The 23,338-nt window shown below is 35.9% G+C and carries 24 protein-coding genes; 19 read left to right on the top strand and 5 right to left on the bottom strand.

All coding sequences use genetic code 11. From position 1 onward, the window contains the following. Positions 1-10: 10 nt before the first annotated feature. From ABD676_RS15685 to ABD676_RS15640, 10 genes are all read left to right on the top strand, one after another. Positions 11-1,900 (top strand): exo-alpha-sialidase, encoded by a 1,890-nt coding sequence (locus ABD676_RS15685; protein ID WP_344675680.1) that lies wholly within the window; start codon positions 11-13, stop codon positions 1,898-1,900. 14 nt (positions 1,901-1,914) lie between these two features. Beyond that, positions 1,915-3,177 carry a sialidase family protein gene (locus tag ABD676_RS15680; protein ID WP_344675679.1) on the top strand — a complete coding sequence of 421 codons (1,263 nt, stop codon included), beginning with the start codon at positions 1,915-1,917 and terminating at the stop codon, positions 3,175-3,177. Positions 3,178-3,295: 118 nt separating this feature from the next. Beyond that, complete coding sequence (locus ABD676_RS15675; RefSeq protein WP_344675678.1) at positions 3,296-3,988, top strand: FadR/GntR family transcriptional regulator; 693 nt, start codon at positions 3,296-3,298, stop codon at positions 3,986-3,988. A gap of 94 nt (positions 3,989-4,082) precedes the next feature. Further along, the gene (locus ABD676_RS15670; protein ID WP_344675676.1) at positions 4,083-5,723 is read left to right on the top strand and encodes an exo-alpha-sialidase; all 1,641 of its coding nucleotides are present in this window, start codon (positions 4,083-4,085) and stop codon (positions 5,721-5,723) included. 10 nt (positions 5,724-5,733) lie between these two features. Beyond that, positions 5,734-6,645 (top strand): dihydrodipicolinate synthase family protein, encoded by a 912-nt coding sequence (locus ABD676_RS15665; protein WP_344675675.1) that lies wholly within the window; start codon positions 5,734-5,736, stop codon positions 6,643-6,645. A gap of 38 nt (positions 6,646-6,683) precedes the next feature. Beyond that, positions 6,684-7,730, top strand: a complete 1,047-nt coding sequence (locus ABD676_RS15660; protein ID WP_344675674.1) for a galactose oxidase — start codon at positions 6,684-6,686, stop codon at positions 7,728-7,730. Next, positions 7,730-8,956, top strand: a complete 1,227-nt coding sequence (locus ABD676_RS15655; protein ID WP_344675673.1) for an MFS transporter — start codon at positions 7,730-7,732, stop codon at positions 8,954-8,956. The genes ABD676_RS15660 and ABD676_RS15655 overlap by 1 nt, the downstream gene beginning before the upstream one ends. Before the next feature lie 2 nt (positions 8,957-8,958). After that, positions 8,959-10,362 (top strand): sialate O-acetylesterase, encoded by a 1,404-nt coding sequence (locus ABD676_RS15650; RefSeq protein ID WP_344675672.1) that lies wholly within the window; start codon positions 8,959-8,961, stop codon positions 10,360-10,362. Positions 10,363-10,875: 513 nt separating this feature from the next. Then, entirely contained in the window at positions 10,876-11,127 is a 252-nt protein-coding gene (locus tag ABD676_RS15645; protein ID WP_344675671.1) for a hypothetical protein, read from the top strand. 231 nt (positions 11,128-11,358) lie between these two features. Next, the gene (locus ABD676_RS15640; protein WP_344675670.1) at positions 11,359-11,493 is read left to right on the top strand and encodes a hypothetical protein; all 135 of its coding nucleotides are present in this window, start codon (positions 11,359-11,361) and stop codon (positions 11,491-11,493) included. A 184-nt stretch (positions 11,494-11,677) separates the two neighbouring features. Here the strand turns inward: ABD676_RS15640 and ABD676_RS15635 are convergent, their stop codons facing one another. From ABD676_RS15635 to ABD676_RS15615, 5 genes are all read right to left on the bottom strand, one after another. After that, entirely contained in the window at positions 11,678-12,220 is a 543-nt protein-coding gene (locus ABD676_RS15635; protein WP_344675669.1) for a hypothetical protein, read from the bottom strand. Positions 12,221-12,231: 11 nt separating this feature from the next. Next, positions 12,232-13,104: a hypothetical protein gene (locus ABD676_RS15630; protein WP_344675668.1), complete on the bottom strand. Its 873-nt coding sequence runs from the start codon at positions 13,102-13,104 to the stop codon at positions 12,232-12,234. A gap of 109 nt (positions 13,105-13,213) precedes the next feature. Next, on the bottom strand, positions 13,214-13,894 hold the full coding sequence (locus ABD676_RS15625; RefSeq protein WP_344675667.1) for a hypothetical protein: 681 nt from the start codon (positions 13,892-13,894) through the stop codon (positions 13,214-13,216). A gap of 831 nt (positions 13,895-14,725) precedes the next feature. Continuing rightward, a complete protein-coding gene (locus ABD676_RS15620) occupies positions 14,726-15,202 on the bottom strand; it encodes a hypothetical protein (RefSeq protein ID WP_344675666.1) in 477 nt (158 codons plus the stop codon). Positions 15,203-15,585: 383 nt separating this feature from the next. Then, on the bottom strand, positions 15,586-16,074 hold the full coding sequence (locus tag ABD676_RS15615; protein WP_344675835.1) for an RteC domain-containing protein: 489 nt from the start codon (positions 16,072-16,074) through the stop codon (positions 15,586-15,588). Positions 16,075-16,214: 140 nt separating this feature from the next. Between ABD676_RS15615 and ABD676_RS15610 the strand changes: the two genes are divergently transcribed. From ABD676_RS15610 to ABD676_RS15570, 9 genes are read left to right on the top strand one after another with little or no spacing between them, the layout of a single operon-like run. Beyond that, the gene (locus ABD676_RS15610; protein ID WP_344675665.1) at positions 16,215-16,877 is read left to right on the top strand and encodes a MarR family winged helix-turn-helix transcriptional regulator; all 663 of its coding nucleotides are present in this window, start codon (positions 16,215-16,217) and stop codon (positions 16,875-16,877) included. Next, positions 16,874-18,343, top strand: a complete 1,470-nt coding sequence (locus tag ABD676_RS15605; RefSeq protein ID WP_344675664.1) for a phytoene desaturase family protein — start codon at positions 16,874-16,876, stop codon at positions 18,341-18,343. The genes ABD676_RS15610 and ABD676_RS15605 overlap by 4 nt, the downstream gene beginning before the upstream one ends. Before the next feature lie 5 nt (positions 18,344-18,348). Then, on the top strand, positions 18,349-19,185 hold the full coding sequence (locus ABD676_RS15600) for a phytoene/squalene synthase family protein (protein WP_093366906.1): 837 nt from the start codon (positions 18,349-18,351) through the stop codon (positions 19,183-19,185). Further along, positions 19,182-19,646, top strand: a complete 465-nt coding sequence (locus tag ABD676_RS15595) for a hypothetical protein (RefSeq protein ID WP_344675663.1) — start codon at positions 19,182-19,184, stop codon at positions 19,644-19,646. Before ABD676_RS15600 ends, ABD676_RS15595 begins: the two co-directional genes overlap by 4 nt. A gap of 3 nt (positions 19,647-19,649) precedes the next feature. Beyond that, entirely contained in the window at positions 19,650-20,120 is a 471-nt protein-coding gene (locus ABD676_RS15590; protein WP_079665773.1) for an SRPBCC family protein, read from the top strand. After that, entirely contained in the window at positions 20,117-20,575 is a 459-nt protein-coding gene (locus ABD676_RS15585) for a sterol desaturase family protein (RefSeq protein ID WP_344675662.1), read from the top strand. The genes ABD676_RS15590 and ABD676_RS15585 overlap by 4 nt, the downstream gene beginning before the upstream one ends. Continuing rightward, positions 20,572-21,282, top strand: coding sequence for a lycopene cyclase domain-containing protein (locus tag ABD676_RS15580; RefSeq protein ID WP_344675661.1), 711 nt, complete (start codon positions 20,572-20,574; stop codon positions 21,280-21,282). Before ABD676_RS15585 ends, ABD676_RS15580 begins: the two co-directional genes overlap by 4 nt. Beyond that, positions 21,272-22,042: a hypothetical protein gene (locus ABD676_RS15575; RefSeq protein WP_344675660.1), complete on the top strand. Its 771-nt coding sequence runs from the start codon at positions 21,272-21,274 to the stop codon at positions 22,040-22,042. The genes ABD676_RS15580 and ABD676_RS15575 overlap by 11 nt, the downstream gene beginning before the upstream one ends. Continuing rightward, on the top strand, positions 22,032-23,336 hold the full coding sequence (locus ABD676_RS15570) for a cryptochrome/photolyase family protein (RefSeq protein WP_344675659.1): 1,305 nt from the start codon (positions 22,032-22,034) through the stop codon (positions 23,334-23,336). Before ABD676_RS15575 ends, ABD676_RS15570 begins: the two co-directional genes overlap by 11 nt. Positions 23,337-23,338 lie beyond the last annotated feature (2 nt).

Here is a 23,338-nt window from a genome sequence, read left to right as displayed (position 1 = left end):
AGATTAAATTATGAACAGATTAAGCATTCAATTTACTTTCCTATGCATATTTTTTTTATTAATGGGTTGTTATAAAGAAGAACATTGGGGATTTCCGGGACCATATGAAGAAGAAACGGTTTTACCAGATAGTTTGCCTTTTCCTTTTGACAAAGATAGACAAGCTGGGGTATGGTTAATGAAAGATGGCAATGCAATAGACGATAAAATACTATTCAAGGGTTTTACGGATTTTTATGCAGCAGGAGATACCATGTCATGGATTAAGGAGTCCAATGGTATGCGGTTGATTCAACATCGGAACCCTTATCCTGTTACCAATGCTGATCATGTTGGGGGAAGAGAAAATAGCTATAGAAATAACTGGGTTGTATCTAAGACATTTTTGCCAGTAGGAAAAGGACATCGTTTCTACATGTATTTTAAAGCAAGCATAGGAACTTTTAATGGAACTGCAGCTGGTATTGTCTTAGGTAATAGTTGGGAGAATGGTAAAGAATTCATATTTGGCTTTGATGGCTTTTCAAATATCGCCCCTCAATTCTTTTTAGATTTATATGAACGAACTTTCACTGTTAACCCTGAAGCAGGTTGGCCAACTGTAAATGAAGTCATTACTCCTGGGATCCCAGCAGAATTTGAAACGGTTATTGTTGATAATTTATTCTATATCAAGGTCAATGGGGTATTATGTTTTAAGATGCAATTGCCCGATCAAGCGTTGTATTATTACCCAGCAGCTATAAGACCATGGCGAAACTTTTTAACCATACATGATTTTTATTTCGAAGCTTCAGATACTTATTCTTATAATCAAGCATTCACTCAAAAAGAACAAGGTTATAATTTCATCCAAAGGCCTTCTTTAGTTACAGCTAATGATGGAAGTATATTGATGTTTGCTGAAGGAAGAGGCGCCTATGATAATAGTGTAATGCGGGTGGCACAAACAAGTAGGGCAATAGGTGATGTTGATATTATTCTTAAAACCTCAACTGATGGAGGATTGACATGGAGTAAAGAAAAACAAATAGTTGTTGGTGAATCCAGCAATTTGACCTATGCCAATCCGCAGGTAGTTAAAGCTAAAAATGGAGATTTAATTCTGCATTACAATAAAATAGGCTATCTATTAAGTGGTACGACCTATAACCTAGACCCAACCCAACTTAGGATATTCCAACGAGTTTCTAAGGATAATGGTAAAAGTTGGTCTGCAGAACAAGATATTACATCTCAAATTAAACTGACTAATATCGGTGTTCAACATGTTTCTGGTCATGGTATTTCCATGAAAAACTCATCTCAATCTGGAAGGTTATTGATGCCAATTCAACTCGATAACAACCAAGCAGGAGTAGCCTATTCGGATGACCAAGGTCAAGTATGGAAAGTTAGTATGTTATCTGGAACTAATTTGCGTAGTCCATCCATTGTTGAATTAAATGATGGTCGATTAATGATGCTGCTCTCACATACTGCTGTTACACCGAAAAATAAACTAGTCGCCTACAGTTCTGATGCCGGAGTAACTTGGACAAAACCTGCAACTTTTTCTAATGGTTTGGTTACTGGAGAGTTTGGACATACTTTTCCTGCAGCTTTTGTGTCCAATTCTGATGGTAAATTATTCTGCATCACACCACAAAATAGAGCTTCTGATCCTCGAACTTACGGTATGAGTCCAGTTTTTGCCAACACACCAATTTTATATACCAGCGAGAATTTTGGAGCCGAGTTTAATAAGATAGGACCACTTGTTGAACACTTGACACATAATAATTATGTTGTACCAGTAGGAAATATTGATGCTGTTGTTTTGAATAATGGTAAGGTATTAATTGCTTCCGATGGTGGAGTAAGTACACCATATGAAAGTATTGTCACTTATATCAAATAATCAGGAGGAAAGATATGAAACGAAATAAAATGCTTACAGTGTTATTGACATATATTAGTTTAACATTACTTAGCTCCTGTAAAACGGAAGGTACAGGGATGCTATCTATGGGGGATTTTGAGAAGCCGGAAACTGAATTAAAAGGCGAGGAGGATACAAGTAAAATTTATGCAAGTCTTCGTCTTTTTGAGCAAGGAAAAGAAGGATATCATTCTTATAGAATTCCAAGTTTATGTCGCTCAAATAACGGAAATCTAATAGCCTTAGTTGAAGGTAGAAAACATACTAGTTTAGATTATGGAGATATCGATATTGTATCAAAAATTTCCACAGATAATGGTAAAACATGGTCCGCTCTTAAAGTAGTTATCGGAACAGGAGAAGGGACTTGGGGTAACCCAACAATTGTTAATGATGAAGAGAAAGGCCGTGTTTGGTTATTCGTATCATGGAACAGTGAATTTCACAGTCAAAATGGAGGCAGTTTTAACGGTAAGGATTATCCGGCTGTAAGCAAATGGGGAGATCGAAAAGTTTATAGTCTTTTCTCTGATGATAATGGTTTAACTTGGACAACTCCTGTGGATCGTACAGAGGAGCTACTCCCGAAAGACTTTATTTGGGATGCGGTAGGACCTGGATCAGGAATACAAATTGCTCAAGGACCGAATAAAGGTCGCTTAATTATCCCTGCAGGTGAACGTAATATTTACAGTGATGATCATGGGGAAACCTGGAAGTATCAACGTATTCCTAAAAACACCTTTGAGGGATCCATTGTCGAATTAAGTAGTGGTTTGCTTATGCGTAATGATCGTGCTGTGCTTGGAACATGGAATAGAGGAAAGTTTAGATATATCTCAAAAGGAAATATTGAAGGAGGATTTTCCAATTTTATAGCAGATAGCAAATTAATAGATCCCAGGTGCCAAGGTTCTATTTTGAGACTTTCTTTCCAACCTAATCTAATTGCATTCTTAAATCCAGCAACAAACGATGGCGATGGAATGCCTAATCGTTGTCAGATGACAATAAGGCTAAGTAATGATGATGGTAAATCTTGGTATGCCTCAAAGAAATTAGAGTACAAAGGAATAGAGCCAAATGACTTGTGTGCACTAGGTTATGGAGGTTATACCAGTATGACTAGAATCAATGATAAAGAGCTTGCATTGATGGTCGAACAAGTAAATCAACCAACTGCAGGTGCAGCTATAAATAGAAGGCATTCCATTGACTTTCAGTATGTAAATGTTAATTGGATTTCGAAGCCTTAAAATGAAAACCCATAAAGAATTCAATTTATTATAACTTAACAATTTGTTTAAATTGTTAGATTAATAGATTCTTTTTATATTATTTTGTAGAACATATTATTTTTTTAAAGAGTTGACTATGGCAACAAAAGATTTATTGAATGACCTAAAACCAATCCAAGTAAATACCCGAGTAGATTTAGTTGAAAGTCAAATTCGGGAATACTTAGATAAGAAAGGTTTAAGAGCGGGAGATACATTGCCTACAGAAATGGAACTTTCAGAAGCATTAGCTGTAAGTAGAAATGTACTTCGAGAAGGCCTTAGTCGACTTAGAATGTTGGGACTAATTGAATCCAAGAAAAAGAGAGGCATGACATTAACTAGCCCTGATATTCTTGGATCTTTTGAACGGGTTTTAAATCCACAATTGATGGATAATGCCACTTTGCAAAACCTATTCGAATTACGATTAGTACTCGAATCGGGACTTGCAGACTTATTGTTTCTTCGAAAGACAGAAGCTGATATCAAAGAATTGGAAGCCATCGTAAAAAGAGAAAAACCTGCTGCAACAGACGTATTTCGAGTAAATAGCGAAATCTCGTTCCATGGTAAATTATATGAAATGACCGGTAACGAAACATTAAAAAGATTTCAAATCATGCTTCTACCTGTATTTGACTATGTCATCAAAAATGAAAATAGAAGTATTCGATCAAACATTACCCACGCAGATTTAGTGGAAATTCTAAAAAGTGGTACAAAGGAAGAGTTTGTACTTGCCATGCGAGAGCACCTAAGACCTCATTACGAATATTTAAAACCTTAACCTTTAAAAAATATAAGGAATCTATGGATACCTTATATTTTTTTGCGATTTTTAATGTAGTACAAAAGTACTATTAAACCTAATCAACTTATTCATGAAAAAGATACTATTAAGCTGTTTCTTACTAGTCACGACGAGTGTTAATGTGTTGTTTGGACAACAAATTACTTTGAGCTCAAAAGTTATAACTACACCAGTTTTAGCTGACCAAGACATTAATGTTCTTAGAAAAATTCAAATTTCGTCTAATGAAGACCTTTCCAATCAAAAATTAGAAATAGCGTATAACTTGGATGCCACAGCAATGAAATCTATTCAAACAATTGAAATTTGGGAATCCATAAAAGATACCAGCCTTTTAAAGTCTAGTAACAAAACAAATTATAAGCGTTTGGTTGAATTAAAAGCTAAAAAAGGTCAAAATGCAATAAAATTCAATGTTGATTTAAAATCTGGCATAAATACATTTTGGCTAAGCATTAGAGCTAATCCGGCAGAACAACTGACAGAGGAGTTTAACATAAAGCAAAACTACGTTCGATTGAATGGAAAAAGGACGATTTTTAAAGGGCAAGATATCAGTAGTCATCGATTAGCTGTAGCAGTACGCCGCCATAAACAGGACAATGTGCATACTAGTCGTATCCCTGGAATAATCACTGCAAAGGATGGCAGTTTAGTTTCTATTTACGATGCTCGATATGAATCGGGTAGAGATTTACAAGGTCATATGGATATTGCCGTCTCTAGAAGTTTGGATAAAGGATTAACATGGCTACCTATGGAGATTGCTATGGATATGAAAGAATTTGGCGGATTACCCGAAAAATTTAATGGTGTTTCTGATGCCAATATTTTATTGGATGAAAATACCGGCGATATTTATATCGCGGGATTATGGATGTATGGGGTTATAGATGAAAAGGGCACATGGTATCCTGGTATCAAGGACGGTAAAGAAATATGGAACCATCAGTGGAAGACTAAAGGCTCTCAACCAGGATTCGGCATAAAAGAAACATCACAATTCTTAATAGTGAAGAGTTCAGATAATGGGAAATCATGGTCAGAACCTATCAATTTAACCGAGATGTGTAAACAAGAAGATTGGTGGTTATGGGCACCAGCTCCAGGACATGGGATAACGTTAAAAGATGGTACACTTGTAATTCCTACTCAAGGAAGATTGAACAATGGTAAGGCATTCTCCAATATAACTTATAGTAAGGATGCAGGTAAGACATGGAAGACTTCTAAACCAGCCTTAGATAGATCGACTACCGAGTGTATGGCTGTAGAATTAGAAGATGGTAGCATTATGCTCAATATGCGATCCAATTTAAATACAACCCAGAAGGGTGATGATAATGGTCGTGCAATTGCTACGACTTCCGATCTAGGTAATACTTGGACTGAACACCCTACTTCACATAATGCCTTAATAGAACCTACCTGTATGGCTAGCATTCACAGACATCATTATATAGAAAATGGAGAAAAGAAAACCATGTTGGTTTTTTGTAATCCCAACTCAAAATATGATCGTGTGAATATTACCTTAAAAGTTAGCAAAGACAATGGAAAAACTTGGCAAACCAAGGTGTTGTTAGATGAAGGCAAAAGTAGGGGATATTCTTGCATCACCTCGGTAGATGAAAATACAGTAGGAGTATTGTATGAAAGTAGCCAAGCCGACCTCGTATTTCAACAAGTTTCAATTAAAGATCTACTCTAAAATTACATACATGAAAAAGATAAAAGGATTAATTGCCGCTACGTTTGCTGCTTTTAAGGAGAATGGAGAAATCAATTTAGATATTATTCCTGCATATGTCGATTATTTATTGGAGCAACAAGTTGCTGGAATTTTTATATGCGGTACTAATGGGGAAGGGCCTAGTTTGAGTACAGAAGAGCGAATGATGATTACTGAAAAATATTTGGAGGTAGTCCAAGGTCGCATGTTAGTTTTTGTACATGTAGGACATAGCAGTATTGAAGAGGCTCGGAAATTGGCTAAACATGCTGAAAATCATCGTGCTGATTATATATCGTCTGTATCTGCATTTTATTTTAAGCCAAGTTCAGTTTCAAATCTAGCGGATTGCATGGCTTATATTGCTGCAGCTGCACCAAATACACCTTTCTTCTATTACCATATCCCTGCTGTTACAGGAATTGCCATAGATATGATTGAATTCTTGGAATTGGCAGAAGACAGGATTCCCAATTTTGCGGGAATTAAATATACCGCCGCAACCATTCACGAGTACCAAGCATGTTTACATTATAAAAATGGAAAATATGATATCTTATTTGGGTATGATGAATTACTACTGCCTGCCCTGGCTGTAGGTGCAAAAGGAGCCATTGGAAGCACGTATAACTACGGAGCAAAGTTATACAATAAAGTGGCGCAATTATTCGAAGAAGGTAAAATCCAAGAGGCTGAGCAATTACACTATCGTGCAGTAGAAATGATAAGATTACTTGTCAAATATGGTCCTATACCTGTTCAGCGAGCCATTATGGAAAAGGAAGGTTTAGCCTTGGGCAATTCAAGATTACCACTTCGAAACCTTTCAGATGAAATTAAGCAAAAATTGTATGCTGATTTAGACCAATCTAAATTTTTATTAACAGTACAGCAATCATAAAATGAGCAATGAAAACATGGATAAAAATATGCGTATTTATGATAATTAGTCAAACCACATTTGGACAGGGGAAAAAGGTTGTTTGGGAGTGGAAGCAATTGCCTGCTATTCCTGATGCTATAGGATTTGCAGGAGCTTATTCTGGTATTGTAGAAGGTCAACTTATTGTGCTCGGTGGAGCAAACTTCCCAGATGGAAAAGCTCCATGGGATGGAGGTAAAAAAGTGTGGACAGATCAAGTTTTTATGCTAAAGGATGAGACGCAACAAAATTGGATTAAAGGAACTCCGCTTCCTCAAACAATGGGTTATGGAGCTTCAATAAGCTATGAGAACAAGATGTATATGGCGGGGGGAAGTAATGAATTGGAGCATTTAAATGAGGTTTATGAAGTATCATGGAATTTCGAAATAAACAATTTGACTTATAAACTCATCAATCATTTACCAAAACCTATTGCAAACTGTGCCTCCATATTAATTGGGGACTACTGGTATATTGCCGGAGGAATTGAATCACCGAGCTCTAAGGAAGCTTCAAGCATCTGTTGGAAATTAAACATGAAAAATCCAGAGGCTGGTTGGGAAGATTGTGCTGCTTTACCAGGAAAAGGTAGAATGCTTGCTATTCTTAGTGAAAATGGGAAACAACCTTTCATTTTATCTGGAGTAGCTTTAATAAATGGTCAACGTGAATATTTAACTGATGCATATATCTTAAAGGGTGAATTATGGGAAAAAGTGACTGATTTACCTCAATCTGTTGCCGCCGCATCCTCACCCGGTTATTATGACACCGTAACTAATAGTTTTTTTGTATTTGGTGGTGATGATGGTGAATTGGCGAATGCTAACCTAAAAGAGAATCATCCAGGATTTTCAAACAAAATATTGCAGTTCTGTACAGAAAAAAGGGAATGGTTTAATAACCCTATTCCAGAAGGAAATAGTTCTTCTGAATTAAAATTCCCTGTAACCACTAACTCTACCATTTGGAATGGGAAATTGGTTATTCCTATGGGAGAAATTAGACCAGGAATTCGAACACCTCAGGTTTTGATCGGAAATATTAAAAGAGAAAGATAATGGATTTAAACTCTAAAAGATATGCATGGCTATTAGTAGGCCTGCTATGGGTCGTTGCTTTCCTAAATTATTTTGATCGCATTCTTATAACCTCGATGCGTGATCCAATAGTAGCAGATTTTAATCTTACAGATGCGCAATTTGGATTATTAACTTCCGTGTTCTTGTGGTCATATGGTGTTGTTAGTCCTTTCGGAGGATTTTTAGCTGACCGGTATTCGCGAAAAAAAGTGATTATTCTTTCGGTGATTATTTGGTCCTCAGTAACCCTATGGACAGGTTATGTACAATCATTTCCAGAAATGCTCCTTACTCGTCTGCTAATGGGAATAAGTGAGGCTTGCTATATTCCTGCTGCATTGGCTTTAATCACTGATTACCATAATCAAAAAACTCGTTCATTGGCTACCGGATTGCATATGTGCGGGTTATATACTGGTTTAGCATTAGGTGGATTAGGAGGATATATTGCTGAATTTTGGGGTTGGAGATATGGATTTCATGTTTTTGGTCTTTTTGGAGTTCTATATTCATTAGTATTGATCTACTTTATCAAAGATAAACCTGTTGAAAAAGAAGAGAAAATTATGGATAATACAGAATCCAATAATGACTTTTCCATCAAACAAATTCTTTCTGCACTTTTTAGACTACCCTCATTTTATATTATCCTTATTTATTTTGCTGTGTTAGGTATGGCAAATTGGTTTGTAAATGGATGGTTGCCTACTTTTTTAAAAGAGCATTTTCATTTAAATCTAGGAGAAGCGGGTATTTCAGCTACTGGTTATATGCAAGTTGGGTCATTTATAGGTGTTATTGTTGGTGGAATTATTGCCGACCGTTGGGTGCAAAAAAATCCGAAAGGTCGTGTCAATGTTATGATTATAGGATTTGCCATTGGAGCTCCCTTCCTTTTTATAATGGCTTCCACTCAAGTATTTATTCTTGCTATCGTAGCTATGTTGATTTTTGGATTGGCAAGAGGTTTTAATGATGCCAACCTGATGCCTTTACTTCGACAGGTAGTTGATAAACGTTATATAGCAACAGCCTATGGCTTTCTAAATTTCTTGAGTACCATTGTCGGTGGTTTAATGGTATATTTAGGAGGAGCTTTAAAGGATGCGCAGATTAGCCTATCAATAATATTCCAATGGTTAGCAGTATTATTGTTCATTGTAGCACTAACTTTGATTGGTGTAAGAATTCATCAAAAAAACTAGTTATGAAAAAGCAGTTATTTTCATTGTTATGTTTGTTCATCACAACATGCAGTATTCAAGCTCAAACATTAAGATTGCCAAACTTCTTCTCTGATAACATGGTTATTCAGCGAAATACAAATGTGAAGTTTTGGGGTTGGGGTAAAGCTGGTCAGAAAGTTACTTTAGTACCTTCGTGGTCGAAAGATAGTGTGCATGCCACCATAACAGGGAATGCAACTTGGAAAGCAGAGCTTCCAAGTCCAAATGCTGGCGGTCCATTTAATATTGAAATACTTTCACAGAAACAAAAAATTACGCTTAAGAATGTTTTGGTTGGTGAGGTTTGGTTAGTTTCTGGACAATCCAATATGCAATGGTCAGCAGAACAAAATCTCAAGCAGATGAAGGACATCCTACCTTCAATTGCTAATGATAAAATTAGATTATTGCAAATAAGTAATATTGCATCTCAATCAGAACAAGAAAATGTTTTCGATTCTTGGCAAGTATGTGATTCAAGTTCTGCAGCGAGTTTTTCAGCAATAGGTTATTTTTTTGGCAAAAAATTGCAAAATGAGTTAAATATACCGATTGGGATAATAAACTCCAGTTGGGGTGGAAGTTCAGCGGAATATTGGACTCCTGCTGAAGTAGTTTATGCAGATAAAGAACTTACTGAATTAGCTGAATTGCAAAAAGTCGCTCCTCGAAAACCTTATCAACCAGGAGTGTTATGGAATAGTATGCTATACCCTTTTGCAGGTTTTCCTATTGCAGGGGCTCTATGGTACCAAGGTGAAGATAACACCATTTCTTATAAAGGGTATGATAAGTTAATACATGGAATGGTCAACTCATGGAGAAAGTCTTGGAACCTAGAATTCCCTTTTTATTTCGTTCAAATTGCACCATTCCAATATAAATATGAAATACCAAATGCTGCTTTACTTCGGGAACAACAATCGAAAACTGCATTGACTTTAAATAAATCAGGTATGGTTGTGGTCACGGATTTAGTGGATGATATAAAAAATATACACCCACAAAAGAAAAAGGAAGTGGCTTTACGATTGGCGGATATAGCATTAGTAAAGGATTATGGATTTAATAAGAATGATTACCAATCACCAATCTATAAAGATTATAAGATTGAAGGAAATAAAATTAGAATTCGATTTAATCATCTTAATGGTAAATTGAAAGTCGAAGGAAGTGATATAACTGAACTATATATTGCAGGTCAAGATCAGAAGTTTTATCCTGCTAAAGGTAAAATTGAAGGAAATGAACTAATAGTGTCTTCAGACCAAGTAAAAAAACCTATTGCTGTTCGCTTCGGGTTCAGTAATACCGCCATGCCTAATTTATTCAATGAAAATAGACTTCCTGTTGCTCCATTTAGAACAGATGATTGGTCGTTTTAATCAAATATTTTGATCTATTTTCGACCATTATATTTGCTTTAATGTCAAATCATTAAATTATATTTTTGAATTAACGATGGAATTCATTGATTTTATAAGGGAGCAAAAGTGTATTATTTACTGATTATTACTATATTATAATTTTTCTGCAGAGAAGTAGCATGTGTTAAAAAAGAATTTTTCTTATTTAGAACCAAAAAATAATATAGCTGTCCTGGATTGCACTAGGTATGACCTAACTAAACTTAAATCGCTCTATCCCATAATTAATCTCCATTTTTACGCTTGGGACATCTGCAATCTGTTTCCACTAGTAGGAAATCAATGTGAGAGATAGATAACACTGAATCATAGTAGATTTATAAGCGTCTTCACATTCGACCCCTTTCTTAACACCATGTATCCAATAAGGACCTTAAAGAGTTCAATATAGCAGTCAAAGCGATGATACAGGACGAATACCTCTCGACCTGCATGGAGCTGATCCACTAGATAAAACCCTGTCCCTTCCAGATGGGAAAGCTTGTGAAGAGTGTATTTGACTGCCCCTATTATAAAATCGTTGCCAAGTACTTTATAGTTTTGCCAATAAATCTATTGACGATGACCGTGCGTACTGATGGCTCCTCAAAGTATATTTCAGGAAACCGGTGGGGATATTTTCCGGGGATTTCAGCAGGGTGGCGTATATCGGAAGAACATTTCTTTAGGAACCCTCCTTTTCCTCAAGAGTTGAAAATTAAAGGTGGATGGAGAATGTTGTAAAATCAAGAGATTGACAATTTGCAATACTTGACGATCATCAAAAGAAATATTGATTATGGAAATAAATATACTTTTGGTACTGAACAAGTTGGAGGATCTCGATCTACTAGTTTGGCCAATCCGTTTATTACCTGGGAAAAAACTGCAATGGCCTTTTAGGATTTGATGCTGTTTTGTTCAATGGAAAATTGAGCGCAGGTGTGGTATGGTTTGACAAAAAAATCGACCGATATGCTAATACCGGCTGTAGTTTTAGGAACTGTAGGACGCGCCAAAATTCCTGATTCAAATATTGGTGAAATGCGTAATCATGGCTTGGAGATCGAATTGGGACCTACCAAACAGAAACCAAAAGTCTTTGCGTAAAATGTTGGACTAAATGTAACCTTCTTGAAAAATAAGGTTACCAGATTATATGGTAACAATAATTATATGGGATCGGTGTTTTATGGACGTCAATCTCAAGAACTTATGAAAACATGGCTCTGGGAAAAAAATCTGTAGTTTAAAAGTCCTCCACTTTTAAACTACAATTCCAAACTCACTGTTTCTATTTAGTTTGTAGACAAACAATTACTCGCTTCATATTGTTTATCTTTACTTTATCAATTGAGTCGCTTATGTAAGTAATAAAATAAATATTACTGTCGACCAGACTTTTATATAAAATAAAACTAGAAAGACCGAGTATTTGGTCATTAGTGAAAAATATAATAGCTTTATATTTTTGGGTATTTACTCTTTCCACATATCTTTCCTGTTTGCCAATCTCTATTGGAGTAAATGTTTCAATAAAGCTTAAAGAACTTTTATCCCAATCATTTTTTAACAAATTGTTGTGAAGTAAGGTTATCTGAAAAACATCACTACTGCCATCAAATTTAAAAACCTTATTATATTCATCAACTTTAAGCTGTATACGAGTAAATGGCTTCTTTGATTTTCGCACCATTTCTGCATTAAGGTCTTGTAGTTCTTTCAAAGAAGATTTTCCTACCTCATCAAATTTAGGATCTTTTAGTTTAACCTGATTTTGTCCTTTCGCAATCAAGACTAAAAAGGAAGAAAAAACTATAATCATTATTGCCTTCATAATTTTATAAATTAACATGGATTTTTAGTTATAACATTATTATTCGAATTCAAACTCAATTCAACGTTACTATTGTTTGAATTAATTCCTTGCCGAGAGAGATTTATTGAATTTCCATACATTTCTAACAATGCGTACACACCTGCTTCTTGAGGAGTTGCCGAAGGATTAGAAGTTATGTAACCCTGTGCTTTTGACAGCCAATCCGATGCTGATAATGCTCGATCAGCATCGTAAGCTTTCTGATCAAGCTTATATTGTGCAGCATCTTTAATTGTTATAGTGTATACCTCAGAACCAGCAACAATTATAGCACTAAAATTTTTGGTATAGAAGTCAACCTCTGAGCTTGTGTGCAATGATTTCATCTGGTCAAGATCTATTCCAACCATCGCATCAGATGGATTAGGAGCAGATCCTTGTGGATGATTGTTTAAATGTCCAATTCCATATCCATGATTAGCATTCCAAGTAAAATTACTAGCCCAACTTGAATTTCCTCCTCCTATTCCTGGCCCTATGTAATATGTATTCGGATCAGTGGGATCACTGACAAATAACTTGTATCCTGTTTCTGAAGTGTTATTTTTTATATTATCTATTTCATGAGATATATTTGCATCGTTCTTTAACAAATTGGCTCTTCGAATAGCTTCACATGGGTCATTCTCGGTGGTATCCTGATTAGGACAATCCCAAATTCCCGTAGACCCTCCGATACAACCACAGGGGGCGATATAGGCCCATTCACCTTCTATACCTGCACAATCAACATAAGACTCTTCCGGATTCTCTGGGTCAAGATTCCAAGGGTCACAGATGTAGAAACCCCATGGGTCATAACAAGGATCTCCGTCATCATCACAATGTGGCCAACAAATCATCCCATGGTTCTTCTGGTTCTTCAGGAGGACACTCTATCGGTGTACACTCTTCATGATCAGTCTCTGTCCATTCTCCACAATCTTCATCCTCCACTTCTTCCTCTTCCAATTATCCTGCACACACACGTATCATCACTGGTGTATATTCCTGACATTCTTCCGGACCTAATCCCATTTCTGACGCTGTAGGCTCAACAGGAATTCCTCTTTGAGCCTTCTTATTCGTCGCGGAAAATTTAACTGCCACATTGGATACCGACACTTCAGTAGACTTTTTGTAGGTATAAGTATGTCTGCGAAAAAGCTTTCCTTCTTTAAACTGCAATACGAAGATACCACGTCCATCCAAACGTGAATATTCAATATACCCTGAATACTTTGTATCTTTAATGGTGCGTAAACTGAGACTACCTTTTGAAATTCTGCCAGAAAACTTCTTTACATATGCTGCATTCGGCAGGTAAGATAGCACAATATTAAAACTTTTACCATTACTTGTTTTGTAGTACAGCAAGCGTTTAAAACTATTTCTTGCTCTTAGTCTATTATCCTCTGGACTAATGGGGGCTTTATCATAGTTAAACATTTTACGAGAGGCAATGGATTCTAATATAGGAACCTCTATCCCTTGAAATTTTGGAGTATAGGCGTTCTTCGCAAAACGCCAAACAGGTTGTATATTAATGGCGATATTTCGATCTCGGTTAGGTGAAACTGAGGCAACATTCGATCTAAACTTTATTTTCTTCTTTCTATATTCTTCCTGAAAGCTTAACCGTGCCTCTCGCACGAATTAATCTTCGTCGCTCATTTGTTCAAGAATGTAGCCCAAAATTACTTCCTTCCTGCACGAAACAACTACAATCAATGACAAAACAAGCATCATGCTAATTGCAAGACTTGCCTTTTTCATAAATGGTTGAAATTAGTTTTTATTTTTTCTTTTATTCGATTAACAATTTCTGAATGAATTTTCACTGGCAAATTCAAAATCTCTTCCCCGACTCTTTTTGCCTCCATTTTATTTCCAATCCGTAAATAAAACTCAAACAAAGCATCTCTACTTACAAACCGATTGGGAACGCTATTCACACTAAACTGATCAATATTCCGCATCCTTTAGCTTACCCAAATTTTCGTAAATACTTCCAAGATTAACAAATACAAGATGATTTGGCTTCAAATGAGCTAGCTCCAGTGTCTTATCTAACGCGGTTTCCCACGCCTTTTCATCTTGATAATATCGTGACTGCAATTGGAGTAGAGCTATTTTCTTATCCTCGGTTCCCAATTTTAAATTCGTAATATGATTAAACAGATCTTTTATTGTCAAATCTCCATTTTGAAATTCAAATCTTAATTCGCTAAGTCTATTTTCGGCTTCATAATTAATAATTCTAACGGTTAGAATACCTTAATATATAAAAAAGTTGAATATTAACAAAAATTTAACACTTTTCTTTGTCAAAAGAAAAGTGTTAATAACAAGGACAATTAATAAAGTTAACCAGATCCAGTCTCGACTAAATTTATTCGTAAAACAAGAAGCGATAAGAATAGTCCACGTTGTGGAATTCAGTAAATAATTTAAGATGGTATTCTTTTTCTTAAAAGATAGAAATTAAAACCTTATATAAAAATATAATGACGCGACTAAGGGAGCTATAATCCATATACCCAACTCAACCACCAATTTCCAGTATTCATTAAAAACATAATGTGTATTACCTGCCAATATAAGTTCTTTTGTTGTATAATATCCCTTTTCAAAATATGCTGATTGATAATAGAGGTATTGTTCGTAAAATTTTCCAAAACCAAAACCACTTAACCAGTTATCCTTCAACATTTGTCCCGACACTTTATAAATCAAAACACGCCCTAACGAAGAGTCTAACTTTAGCATAAACAAAGCAACAAATATCAATAACATCACAATGGATATAATTACTCGAATTTTCAATCCACAGGATATCTGGCTTTGTCCTATTAAAAAAGTCGATACCAAAGCACCTATTACAAAGGCCCTACTATCAAATAGTGCTGAAACCGAAATAATTATTATAAAAAATAAAGCAACTTTAAGATCATTAGACATTAGAGTTATTGGTTTCTTAAAGATAGTAAATTATTGTACTTCATCTAAAGGAAAATGGACCTACAATAAGTCGAATCCTAGTGGCAGAACATCGAATAAGAATAACGTAATAAAAAAAATTAAGTCAATGAAATTTAAAGAAGGAGATATATTTTATAGTTTTCAGGAAAAAGCCTTTTGAGCTGAAAACAAGGCTCTTATGTGGATAATCAAAGATTGTAAGGTAACGTTTTGGTAACGGTGGTTATTGCTTTGCTTTTCAATACGTTTCCGTTAGCTCATAGCAAATATACGAAATTTATGTTTCTTCAAAACAATTAAACAGTTTTAATTGTGTTGGGATTGCAGGATAAGACAAAAGGGCTTTTAAAGCCCTTTTGTTGTTATATCCCGTCCTGTTTGTCCATTCTTTTGGTAAGGCTTTCTTTTAGTTCATCTAAAAACTTTGTCCTGTTTATTTTTCGGGCTTTAAGTTCCAAAAACGTATGGTAGAAATCGCCTAAATCAACATTGAATGTTCTTTCAAATACTGTTACAATAGGCTTAATATCTACGTTGCCGTTATTAAATATCCCTTGCGAATGCAGAGCGTAAATCAATTCTGTCAATGCTGATTTGTTCCCTGTCCAATTCAGTTTTGTTGGGTTTTTGGGACTATCATTGACAGCCGTTTTGAACAACTGATTTTCGAGGTATTCCTCTATCAAATCGTTAGCAATAATCTTTGCTACTTTGTAATCGTGGGAAGTATTAAAATTGTGGTCGGTTTCAAAATAGTAGGTATCTAAACCCAATTTAATATTGTGCCTGCCACGCAGAAAATAGGTTTCATCAAGGTGAGTGCTTTCCGTTCGGTAATAGCTGTAAAGTATAAATTTTGTTGTGAAAATGTTCTATAGGAATTATCTCATTGATTATAAATTGTTTTAAAATCTGTGACACAAAATAAAAGTATACAAATATACTATTTTTTAATTTATAATAGTATATTTGTATACTATTATAATTCAAAATGAACTATAACCTGATTAAAGATATACTTGATTTGGTCGTGGAATTTGAAAACCAAAACCCTGGTCTGAATAAATCGGCAGTTACTATCGATGATTTCAAAAAATGGATCGTTATAAATTACAATGCCGAAGACTTAACTACCGAACCAAACTGGGAAGGAAAAGAGAAGGGACGAAGTCCCGAAAGTGTCATTAATACGCTGATCGTGCATATGAACCGCTATGCCAAAAGCTATTCAAGGTCGGCAATTTTCGGGTCGGATTTTTCTTCGCAGGAAGATTTTATTTACCTCATCAATCTCAAAGCATTTGGCGATATGACAAAAATGGACCTGATAAAAAAGAACGTTCACGAAAAGCCTGTCGGAATGCAGATCATCAATCGCTTAATTTCAAAAGGATGGGTAAACCAAATGGCCTCGGAAATTGATAAAAGAAGTAAGGTTTTGAAAATTACGGACAGAGGTATTCAGGTTTTGGATAAGCAAATGGATAAAATCAGAAAAGCAACTGAAATTGTAACAGGAGATTTGACCCAAAATGAAAAAATGGAACTAATCCGCTTGCTCAATAAGCTCAATGACTTTCATAAGTCGATTTATGACAAAAATATAGAACCAGAATATTTATTGGAAAAAGCCTTAAAGAATACAAACTTATGAAAAAGAAAATAGCTGTTATCGGTTCGGGGTTTTCGGGTTTGTCAGCTGCAGCATATCTGGCAAAAGCGGGAAATGATGTACACGTTTTTGAAAAGCACGACCACCCAGGTGGCAGGGCAAGGCAATTTACTACCGAACAAGGCTACGTTTTTGACATGGGGCCTAGCTGGTATTGGATGCCGGATATTATAGAGGGCTTCTTTGCCGATTTCGGCTACAAAACGTCTGATTTCTTTGAGATGATTTCATTAAATCCACAGTTTGAAATGATTTTTTCTAATGAGAAAATTGATGTGCCTGAAAGTTTGGGGGAATTGAAAATCGTGTTCGAACAAATCGAAAAAGGTGCAGCGTCGCAATTAGAAAAATTTATGCAATCTGCAAAATTCAAGTACGAAGTAGGTATGCAGGATTTTGTGAATAAACCTTGCCATAACTGGGCAGAATTTATTTCTCCCAAAATAGCAAAAAGTGCCTTGAAGCTGGATTTGTTCACTAATTTCAGAACTTATGTCGCCCGATATTTTAAAAGTGATAAACTGAGAACCTTAATGGAATTTCCCGTAATTTTCTTGGGTGCTTCTCCCAAAAACATTCCGGCATTGTATAGCCTTATGAACTACGGAGGTTATGCTTTGGGAACACATTATCCTTTGGGCGGCTTTTATCAATTGGTACTGGCGATGAAAAAAATAGCCGAGAAACAGGGTGCAAGTTTTCATTTTAATAAAACCGTTGAACGCATCAATACACAGACCGACAAGGTGAAATCTTTGACTATCGATAGCAAAAACTATGAATTTGATGTCGTGGTTGCTTCTTCGGATTATCATCATACCGAAACACTTTTGGATAGGGAATATAGAAATTATGATGAGACTTATTGGGAAAAAAAGACATTTGCACCATCGAGCCTGATTTTCTATTTGGGTGTCAATGAAACCATTCCCAACCTGAAACACCACACGCTTTTCTTTGAGAATGATCTGGACGAGCATATTGACTGTATTTATAAAAAAAAATGGCCTGAAAAACCTTTGTTCTACGCTTGCTGTCCGTCAAAAACTGATAAGAATGTTGCTCCCTTAGGAAAAGAAAATTTGTTTTTGCTAATGCCTTTGGCTATCGGGATAAACGATGAAGAGGTTGTTAGGGAAAAATACTTAACAGAAATGCTTTCAAGAATCGAAAAGCACACAGGCATGAGGGATTTGCAATCTACAATAGAATACAAAAAAAGTTATTGCGTCAGCGATTTTATGTCAGATTATAATGCCTACGGAGGCAATGCCTACGGACTGGCAAATACGCTTGGTCAGACTGCGGTTTTAAAACCTAAAATCAGCAATAAAAAACTGAAAAACTTATTCTACACGGGTCAGCTGACGGTTCCGGGACCCGGTGTTCCGCCGTCAATCATATCGGGAAAAATTGTAGCCAACGAAATAAACAAAATCAAAAACTGAGTAATATGAAACATCTATTTGACGAACTCTCTTACTCGGTAAGTAAGATAACCACCCAAAAATACAGCACTAGTTTTTCTTTGGGTATTTTAGCGCTAAAGCCCGCTATTCGTAAGGCTATTTATGCAATTTACGGCTATGTAAGATTGGCAGATGAAATCGTGGACAGCTTTCACGATTACGACAAAAGCAAATTGCTTAACCGTTTGAAAATGGAAACAGAAAACGCTTTATCAGAAAAAATTTCTCTGAATCCGATTTTACAATCCTTTCAGGAAACAGTGCACAAATACGCTATGGACAAAAATCTGATTGACCAATTTTTGCACAGTATGGAAATGGATTTGCAACAAGTAGATTATAATTATGAATTGTACAAAGAATATATTTTCGGGTCGGCAGAAGTGGTTGGCTTGATGTGTTTGCAGGTTTTTACCAATGGAAATAACGAAAAATACGAAGAGCTAAAGCCCTATGCAATGAAGCTGGGTTCGGCGTTTCAGAAAATTAATTTCTTGAGGGATTTGAAAGACGATTATCAGATTTTGGGACGCACTTATTTTCCGAATATCGATATGAATGTATTTGACAATGCTGTGAAATCCGAAATAGAAACAGAGATTGAAGAAGAATTCAAAGAAGCTCTAATCGGCATTAAGAAGCTCCCAAGCTCTTCAATTTTTGGGGTGTATCTGGCTTATAAATATTATTGGTCATTGTTTAAAAAGATAAAAAGAAAATCGTCGAAAGAGATACTGAATAACAGGGTGCGTATTCACAATTCTGAAAAAGCTTATGTAGCGCTTACAAGTTATGTGAGATATAAAACGGCTTTTCTATGACAAAAATATTCATTTTGCTGATGTCTGTACTTTATCTTTTTGTAATCTCTGAAATGCGTGCAGACATATTAGACGATGTACGAAAAAATTACGATAAAATGGCTTCAAACGAGGAACTGTGCAAAAGTGCGATAGCGAATTTGAAAAGAACAAAAAACAATTCGAGTACACATTTGGGGTATCTGGGAGGCTTGCAGACCATTTGGGCAAACCACGTTTTTAGTACGATGAGCAAGCTCAATACATTTAAAGAAGGAAAGAAAAACATAGAAGAAGCCATTAAAAAGGAGCCGGATAATGTTGAGTTGAGGTTTATCCGACTTTCTGTTCAGAAAAATGCACCGTCTTTTTTGGGGTATAAATCAAACATAACAGAGGACATACAATTTATTAAGAACAATCGAAGTCATATAAAATCGCCTGTACTGAATAGGCACATAGAATCCTTGCTAAAAGAATAGAAAATGAAACATCGATTATACAGAGAACAACAATTGCATTGCAATATAGAAACGGCTTGGGCATTTTTCTCTTCCCCAATGAATTTGTCGAAAATAACACCAAAGGATATGGGATTTACGGTATTGTCCGATTTTCAAAACGAACCGATTTTCAAGGGAATGATTATCGATTATACCGTTTCACCGATATTACGTATTCCGCTACAATGGCAGACAAAAATAACGCAGGTAGATACACGCAAAAGTTTCACTGATTTTCAACAAAAAGGACCTTACAAATATTGGAATCATTTTCACGAATTTATTCCCAACGCAGACGGTGTGCTGATGAAAGATACGGTAGAATATGAGTTGCCTTTCGGTGTTTTGGGAACTATAGCACATCGGGCATTTATAAAAAAGAAATTGGAGTCAATTTTTGATTTTCGCTACCAAGTTTTAGAACAACAATTTAAAAAAACAATTTCGATATGAACGTATTAATCACATTGCTGACATTTATATTGATGGAAGGAGCAACCTGGATTATCCATAAATACGTGATGCACGGCTTTTTGTGGGTTTTGCACAGGGACCACCACGACCATAGCAATGAGGGCATTTTGGAAAAGAACGACTATTTCTTTGTGATATTTTCCTTGCCAACGATAGCTCTGATGTATTTCGGTTCGTTAAAGGATCTTAATTATTTATTCTTTATCGGCTTGGGAATAATGCTGTACGGAATGGCTTATTTTTTCGTACACGATATTTTTATTCATCAACGCATCAAAATTTTCAGTCGTACTCAAAACCCCTATTTCTTGGCACTTCGCAGAGCTCACAAACAGCATCACAAGCACACGGGAAAAGAAGATGGCGAATGTTTCGGATTTCTGTACGTGCCTTTCAAATATTTCAGAATGTATTTTAATTCCGCTAAAAAATGATGGCTTATACTTACGCATTAATCCTGTTTTTCACGGTCATCATTTGTTTCATCGCATCTTTTGACCGAAGAATACTCTTTAATCGACATTTCGGAGCATTTCTGAAATCGGCTGTTTTGGTGGCCATTCCTTTCATCGCATGGGATGTTTGGTTTACGGCAAGAGGCGTTTGGTGGTTCAATACTGATTATACGCTCGGAATAGTCTTGGCAGGATTACCTTTGGAAGAATGGCTATTTTTTATGTTCATTCCGTTTTCCTGTGTGTTTACCTATTTCTGTTTTGACAAATTTTTCAAGTTGGATTGGCTTTCGGGATTTAATAATTTGATTGTTTTTGTGATTGTAATCGTATGTTCGGTTATGGCTCTGCTGCATTACGACAAAATTTATACACTGGTAACAGCTATCGCTACAATAGCGACCTTAATCTATCTGCATTTTATAGTTCGTGCAGATTGGATTGGCAAAGCATCACTTATTTTTACGGTTTTGATGTTGGGTTTCTTTCCTGTAAATGGTGTATTGACAGGAACAGGATTGGAAACGCCTATCGTGAATTACAACCAGAATGATTTTCTAGGGATACGCATGCTCACGATACCTGTAGAGGATGCTGTATATGGTTATACGCAATTTCTTTTGGTACTATATTTTTTCAAGAAATTTTCTGGTAAATCACTAAAACAGCAAGGTAATGAAGAATAAATTTCAACTTTTAAATGGGCTTGCTTTAGTCGCAACCATCGCCATAAACTATCTCTCCAGTAGTGGTATGCTTAATGGCGAGACAATGGCAAGTATTTCGGCAAAACATCCAACGCTGTTTACTCCGGCAGGATATGCGTTTTCTATATGGGGAATTATTTACATCGGACTTTTGGGTTTTGTGATTTACTATGGTCCGCTAACAAAAAGGACCGAAACGAAAGAAAAAACGGTTTCAACTATTGGTTGGTGGTTTGTCATATCCTGCATAGCCAACAGTTTGTGGGTGGTGGCGTGGATGTACGGCTATACGTTTCTTTCTATTCTTTTAATGGTCGTTATTTTTGTTTCATTATTGAAAATAATACAGCAAATTAAGCCTGAACTACAATCTCCCAACTTGAAAACAAGGCTTTTTCTCCAGTTACCTTTTCATATTTATGCGGGTTGGATTTCGGTTGCGTTGATTGCGAATGTTGCCTTTTTGTTAAAAAAAGTAGAGTGGAATGGTTTTGGGATTTCAGAAACCATTTGGGCAATTGTGATGATTATAATCGCCGCATTGGTTCATTTATTTATGCTTTGGAGACAAAAAATGCCGGTGTTTTCCTTGATTGCCGTTTGGGCATTGATTGCCATTGCGGTAGCCAATCAACAGAGCAATCAAACTGTTTTTATTACAGCTGTAAGTGTTGCGATATTCATTTTTGGAAATATTGCTGTTCAGTTTCTAAAGAAAAAATATCTGAATGAAAAGTAATATATCCGTTTTTTGGTTTCGTAGGGATTTGCGTATGGAAGACAATACAGGCTTATGTCAGGCCTTGGCTTCGGAATATCTTGTTTTGTCGGTTTTTATTTTCGACACGAATATTTTGAAACATTTTGAAGATAAAAAAGACCAAAGAGTGGATTATATTCATCAGGCACTTTCTGATATAAACATGCAGCTGAAATCGTCAAATGCGAGGTTGAATACGTTCTATGGAAATCCGTTGGATATTTTCAAAATGCTTTCTGAAAAATTTGAGGTTCAAGCCGTTTTTTGCAATCGGGATTACGAACCACAAGCCATTCAAAGGGACACGGATATTTACCGATTTTTCAAAGAGCAAAACATTCCTTTCAGGGCGTTCAAAGACCAAGTCATTTTTGATAAAAACGAGGTGCTGAAAAATGATGGAACTCCTTACACGGTTTATACGCCCTATTCTAAAAAATGGAAAGAACGATTAACAGAAGAACACTACAAGCCGCACGAAACGGATTTTACAAATTTTCTAAAGCAAGATTTTAAGAAGATTCATTCTTTAAAAGAAACTGGTTTTGAAAAAACGGATATGAATTTGAAAACACCCAAATTGGAGGCCTCAATAATTGATGTATATGATAAATACAGAGATTATCCGGCATTGCAACGAACTACTCAACTCGGTACTGCTTTGCGTTTTGGCACAATCAGCATTCGTAAATGTGTAGCTTTTGCTTTGGAACACAATCAAACTTGGCTGAACGAACTGATTTGGCGGGAGTTTTTTATGCAGATATTGTATCACTTTCCCAAAGTGACCAATCAATCGTTCAAAGCTAAATATGACGCTATCAAATGGAGAAATGATGAGTGGGAATTTGAACAATGGTGCAAGGGAAAAACGGGCTATCCGATAGTCGATGCAGGAATGCGGCAGTTGAACGAAACGGGTTATATGCACAATCGGGTGCGAATGATTGTTGCAAGTTTTTTGTGTAAACATTTGTTGATAGATTGGCGTTGGGGAGAGGCTTATTTTGCCCAAAAACTCAACGATTACGATTTGTCTGCCAACAACGGAAACTGGCAATGGGCGGCAGGTTCGGGTTGTGATGCTGCACCGTATTTCAGGGTTTTTAATCCGACAACCCAAACCGAAAAATTCGATAAAGATTTAGCGTACATCAAAAAATGGTTTCCTGAATTTGGAACAAAAAACTATCCCCAAGCTATTGTAGAACACAGTGCCGCACGAGAAAGAGTTTTGAAAGTGTATGCAGATGCGGTAAAAGAAAATACGTAAAT

This window comes from Sphingobacterium kyonggiense (genome assembly GCF_039536825.1).
GTDB classification, from domain to species: domain Bacteria; phylum Bacteroidota; class Bacteroidia; order Sphingobacteriales; family Sphingobacteriaceae; genus Sphingobacterium; species Sphingobacterium kyonggiense.
The sequence above is the reverse complement of the archived record's forward strand: the minus strand, read 5'-3'. Positions and strand labels throughout refer to the sequence as shown.

Excerpts from the sequence above, each read along its gene's own strand:
- ABD676_RS15685 (WP_344675680.1), top strand. The coding sequence starts at position 11 with ATGAACAGATTAAGCATTCAATTTACTTTCCTATGCATATTTTTTTTA.
- ABD676_RS15680 (WP_344675679.1), top strand. The coding sequence starts at position 1,915 with ATGAAACGAAATAAAATGCTTACAGTGTTATTGACATATATTAGTTTA.
- ABD676_RS15675 (WP_344675678.1), top strand. The coding sequence starts at position 3,296 with ATGGCAACAAAAGATTTATTGAATGACCTAAAACCAATCCAAGTAAAT.
- ABD676_RS15670 (WP_344675676.1), top strand. The coding sequence starts at position 4,083 with ATGAAAAAGATACTATTAAGCTGTTTCTTACTAGTCACGACGAGTGTT.
- ABD676_RS15665 (WP_344675675.1), top strand. The coding sequence starts at position 5,734 with ATGAAAAAGATAAAAGGATTAATTGCCGCTACGTTTGCTGCTTTTAAG.
- ABD676_RS15660 (WP_344675674.1), top strand. The coding sequence starts at position 6,684 with ATGATAATTAGTCAAACCACATTTGGACAGGGGAAAAAGGTTGTTTGG.
- ABD676_RS15655 (WP_344675673.1), top strand. The coding sequence starts at position 7,730 with ATGGATTTAAACTCTAAAAGATATGCATGGCTATTAGTAGGCCTGCTA.
- ABD676_RS15650 (WP_344675672.1), top strand. The coding sequence starts at position 8,959 with ATGAAAAAGCAGTTATTTTCATTGTTATGTTTGTTCATCACAACATGC.
- ABD676_RS15645 (WP_344675671.1), top strand. The coding sequence starts at position 10,876 with ATGGGAAAGCTTGTGAAGAGTGTATTTGACTGCCCCTATTATAAAATC.
- ABD676_RS15640 (WP_344675670.1), top strand. The coding sequence starts at position 11,359 with ATGCTAATACCGGCTGTAGTTTTAGGAACTGTAGGACGCGCCAAAATT.
- ABD676_RS15635 (WP_344675669.1), bottom strand. The coding sequence starts at position 12,220 with ATGAAGGCAATAATGATTATAGTTTTTTCTTCCTTTTTAGTCTTGATT.
- ABD676_RS15630 (WP_344675668.1), bottom strand. The coding sequence starts at position 13,104 with ATGATTTGTTGGCCACATTGTGATGATGACGGAGATCCTTGTTATGAC.
- ABD676_RS15620 (WP_344675666.1), bottom strand. The coding sequence starts at position 15,202 with ATGTCTAATGATCTTAAAGTTGCTTTATTTTTTATAATAATTATTTCG.
- ABD676_RS15610 (WP_344675665.1), top strand. The coding sequence starts at position 16,215 with ATGAACTATAACCTGATTAAAGATATACTTGATTTGGTCGTGGAATTT.
- ABD676_RS15605 (WP_344675664.1), top strand. The coding sequence starts at position 16,874 with ATGAAAAAGAAAATAGCTGTTATCGGTTCGGGGTTTTCGGGTTTGTCA.
- ABD676_RS15600 (WP_093366906.1), top strand. The coding sequence starts at position 18,349 with ATGAAACATCTATTTGACGAACTCTCTTACTCGGTAAGTAAGATAACC.
- ABD676_RS15595 (WP_344675663.1), top strand. The coding sequence starts at position 19,182 with ATGACAAAAATATTCATTTTGCTGATGTCTGTACTTTATCTTTTTGTA.
- ABD676_RS15590 (WP_079665773.1), top strand. The coding sequence starts at position 19,650 with ATGAAACATCGATTATACAGAGAACAACAATTGCATTGCAATATAGAA.
- ABD676_RS15585 (WP_344675662.1), top strand. The coding sequence starts at position 20,117 with ATGAACGTATTAATCACATTGCTGACATTTATATTGATGGAAGGAGCA.
- ABD676_RS15580 (WP_344675661.1), top strand. The coding sequence starts at position 20,572 with ATGATGGCTTATACTTACGCATTAATCCTGTTTTTCACGGTCATCATT.
- ABD676_RS15575 (WP_344675660.1), top strand. The coding sequence starts at position 21,272 with ATGAAGAATAAATTTCAACTTTTAAATGGGCTTGCTTTAGTCGCAACC.
- ABD676_RS15570 (WP_344675659.1), top strand. The coding sequence starts at position 22,032 with ATGAAAAGTAATATATCCGTTTTTTGGTTTCGTAGGGATTTGCGTATG.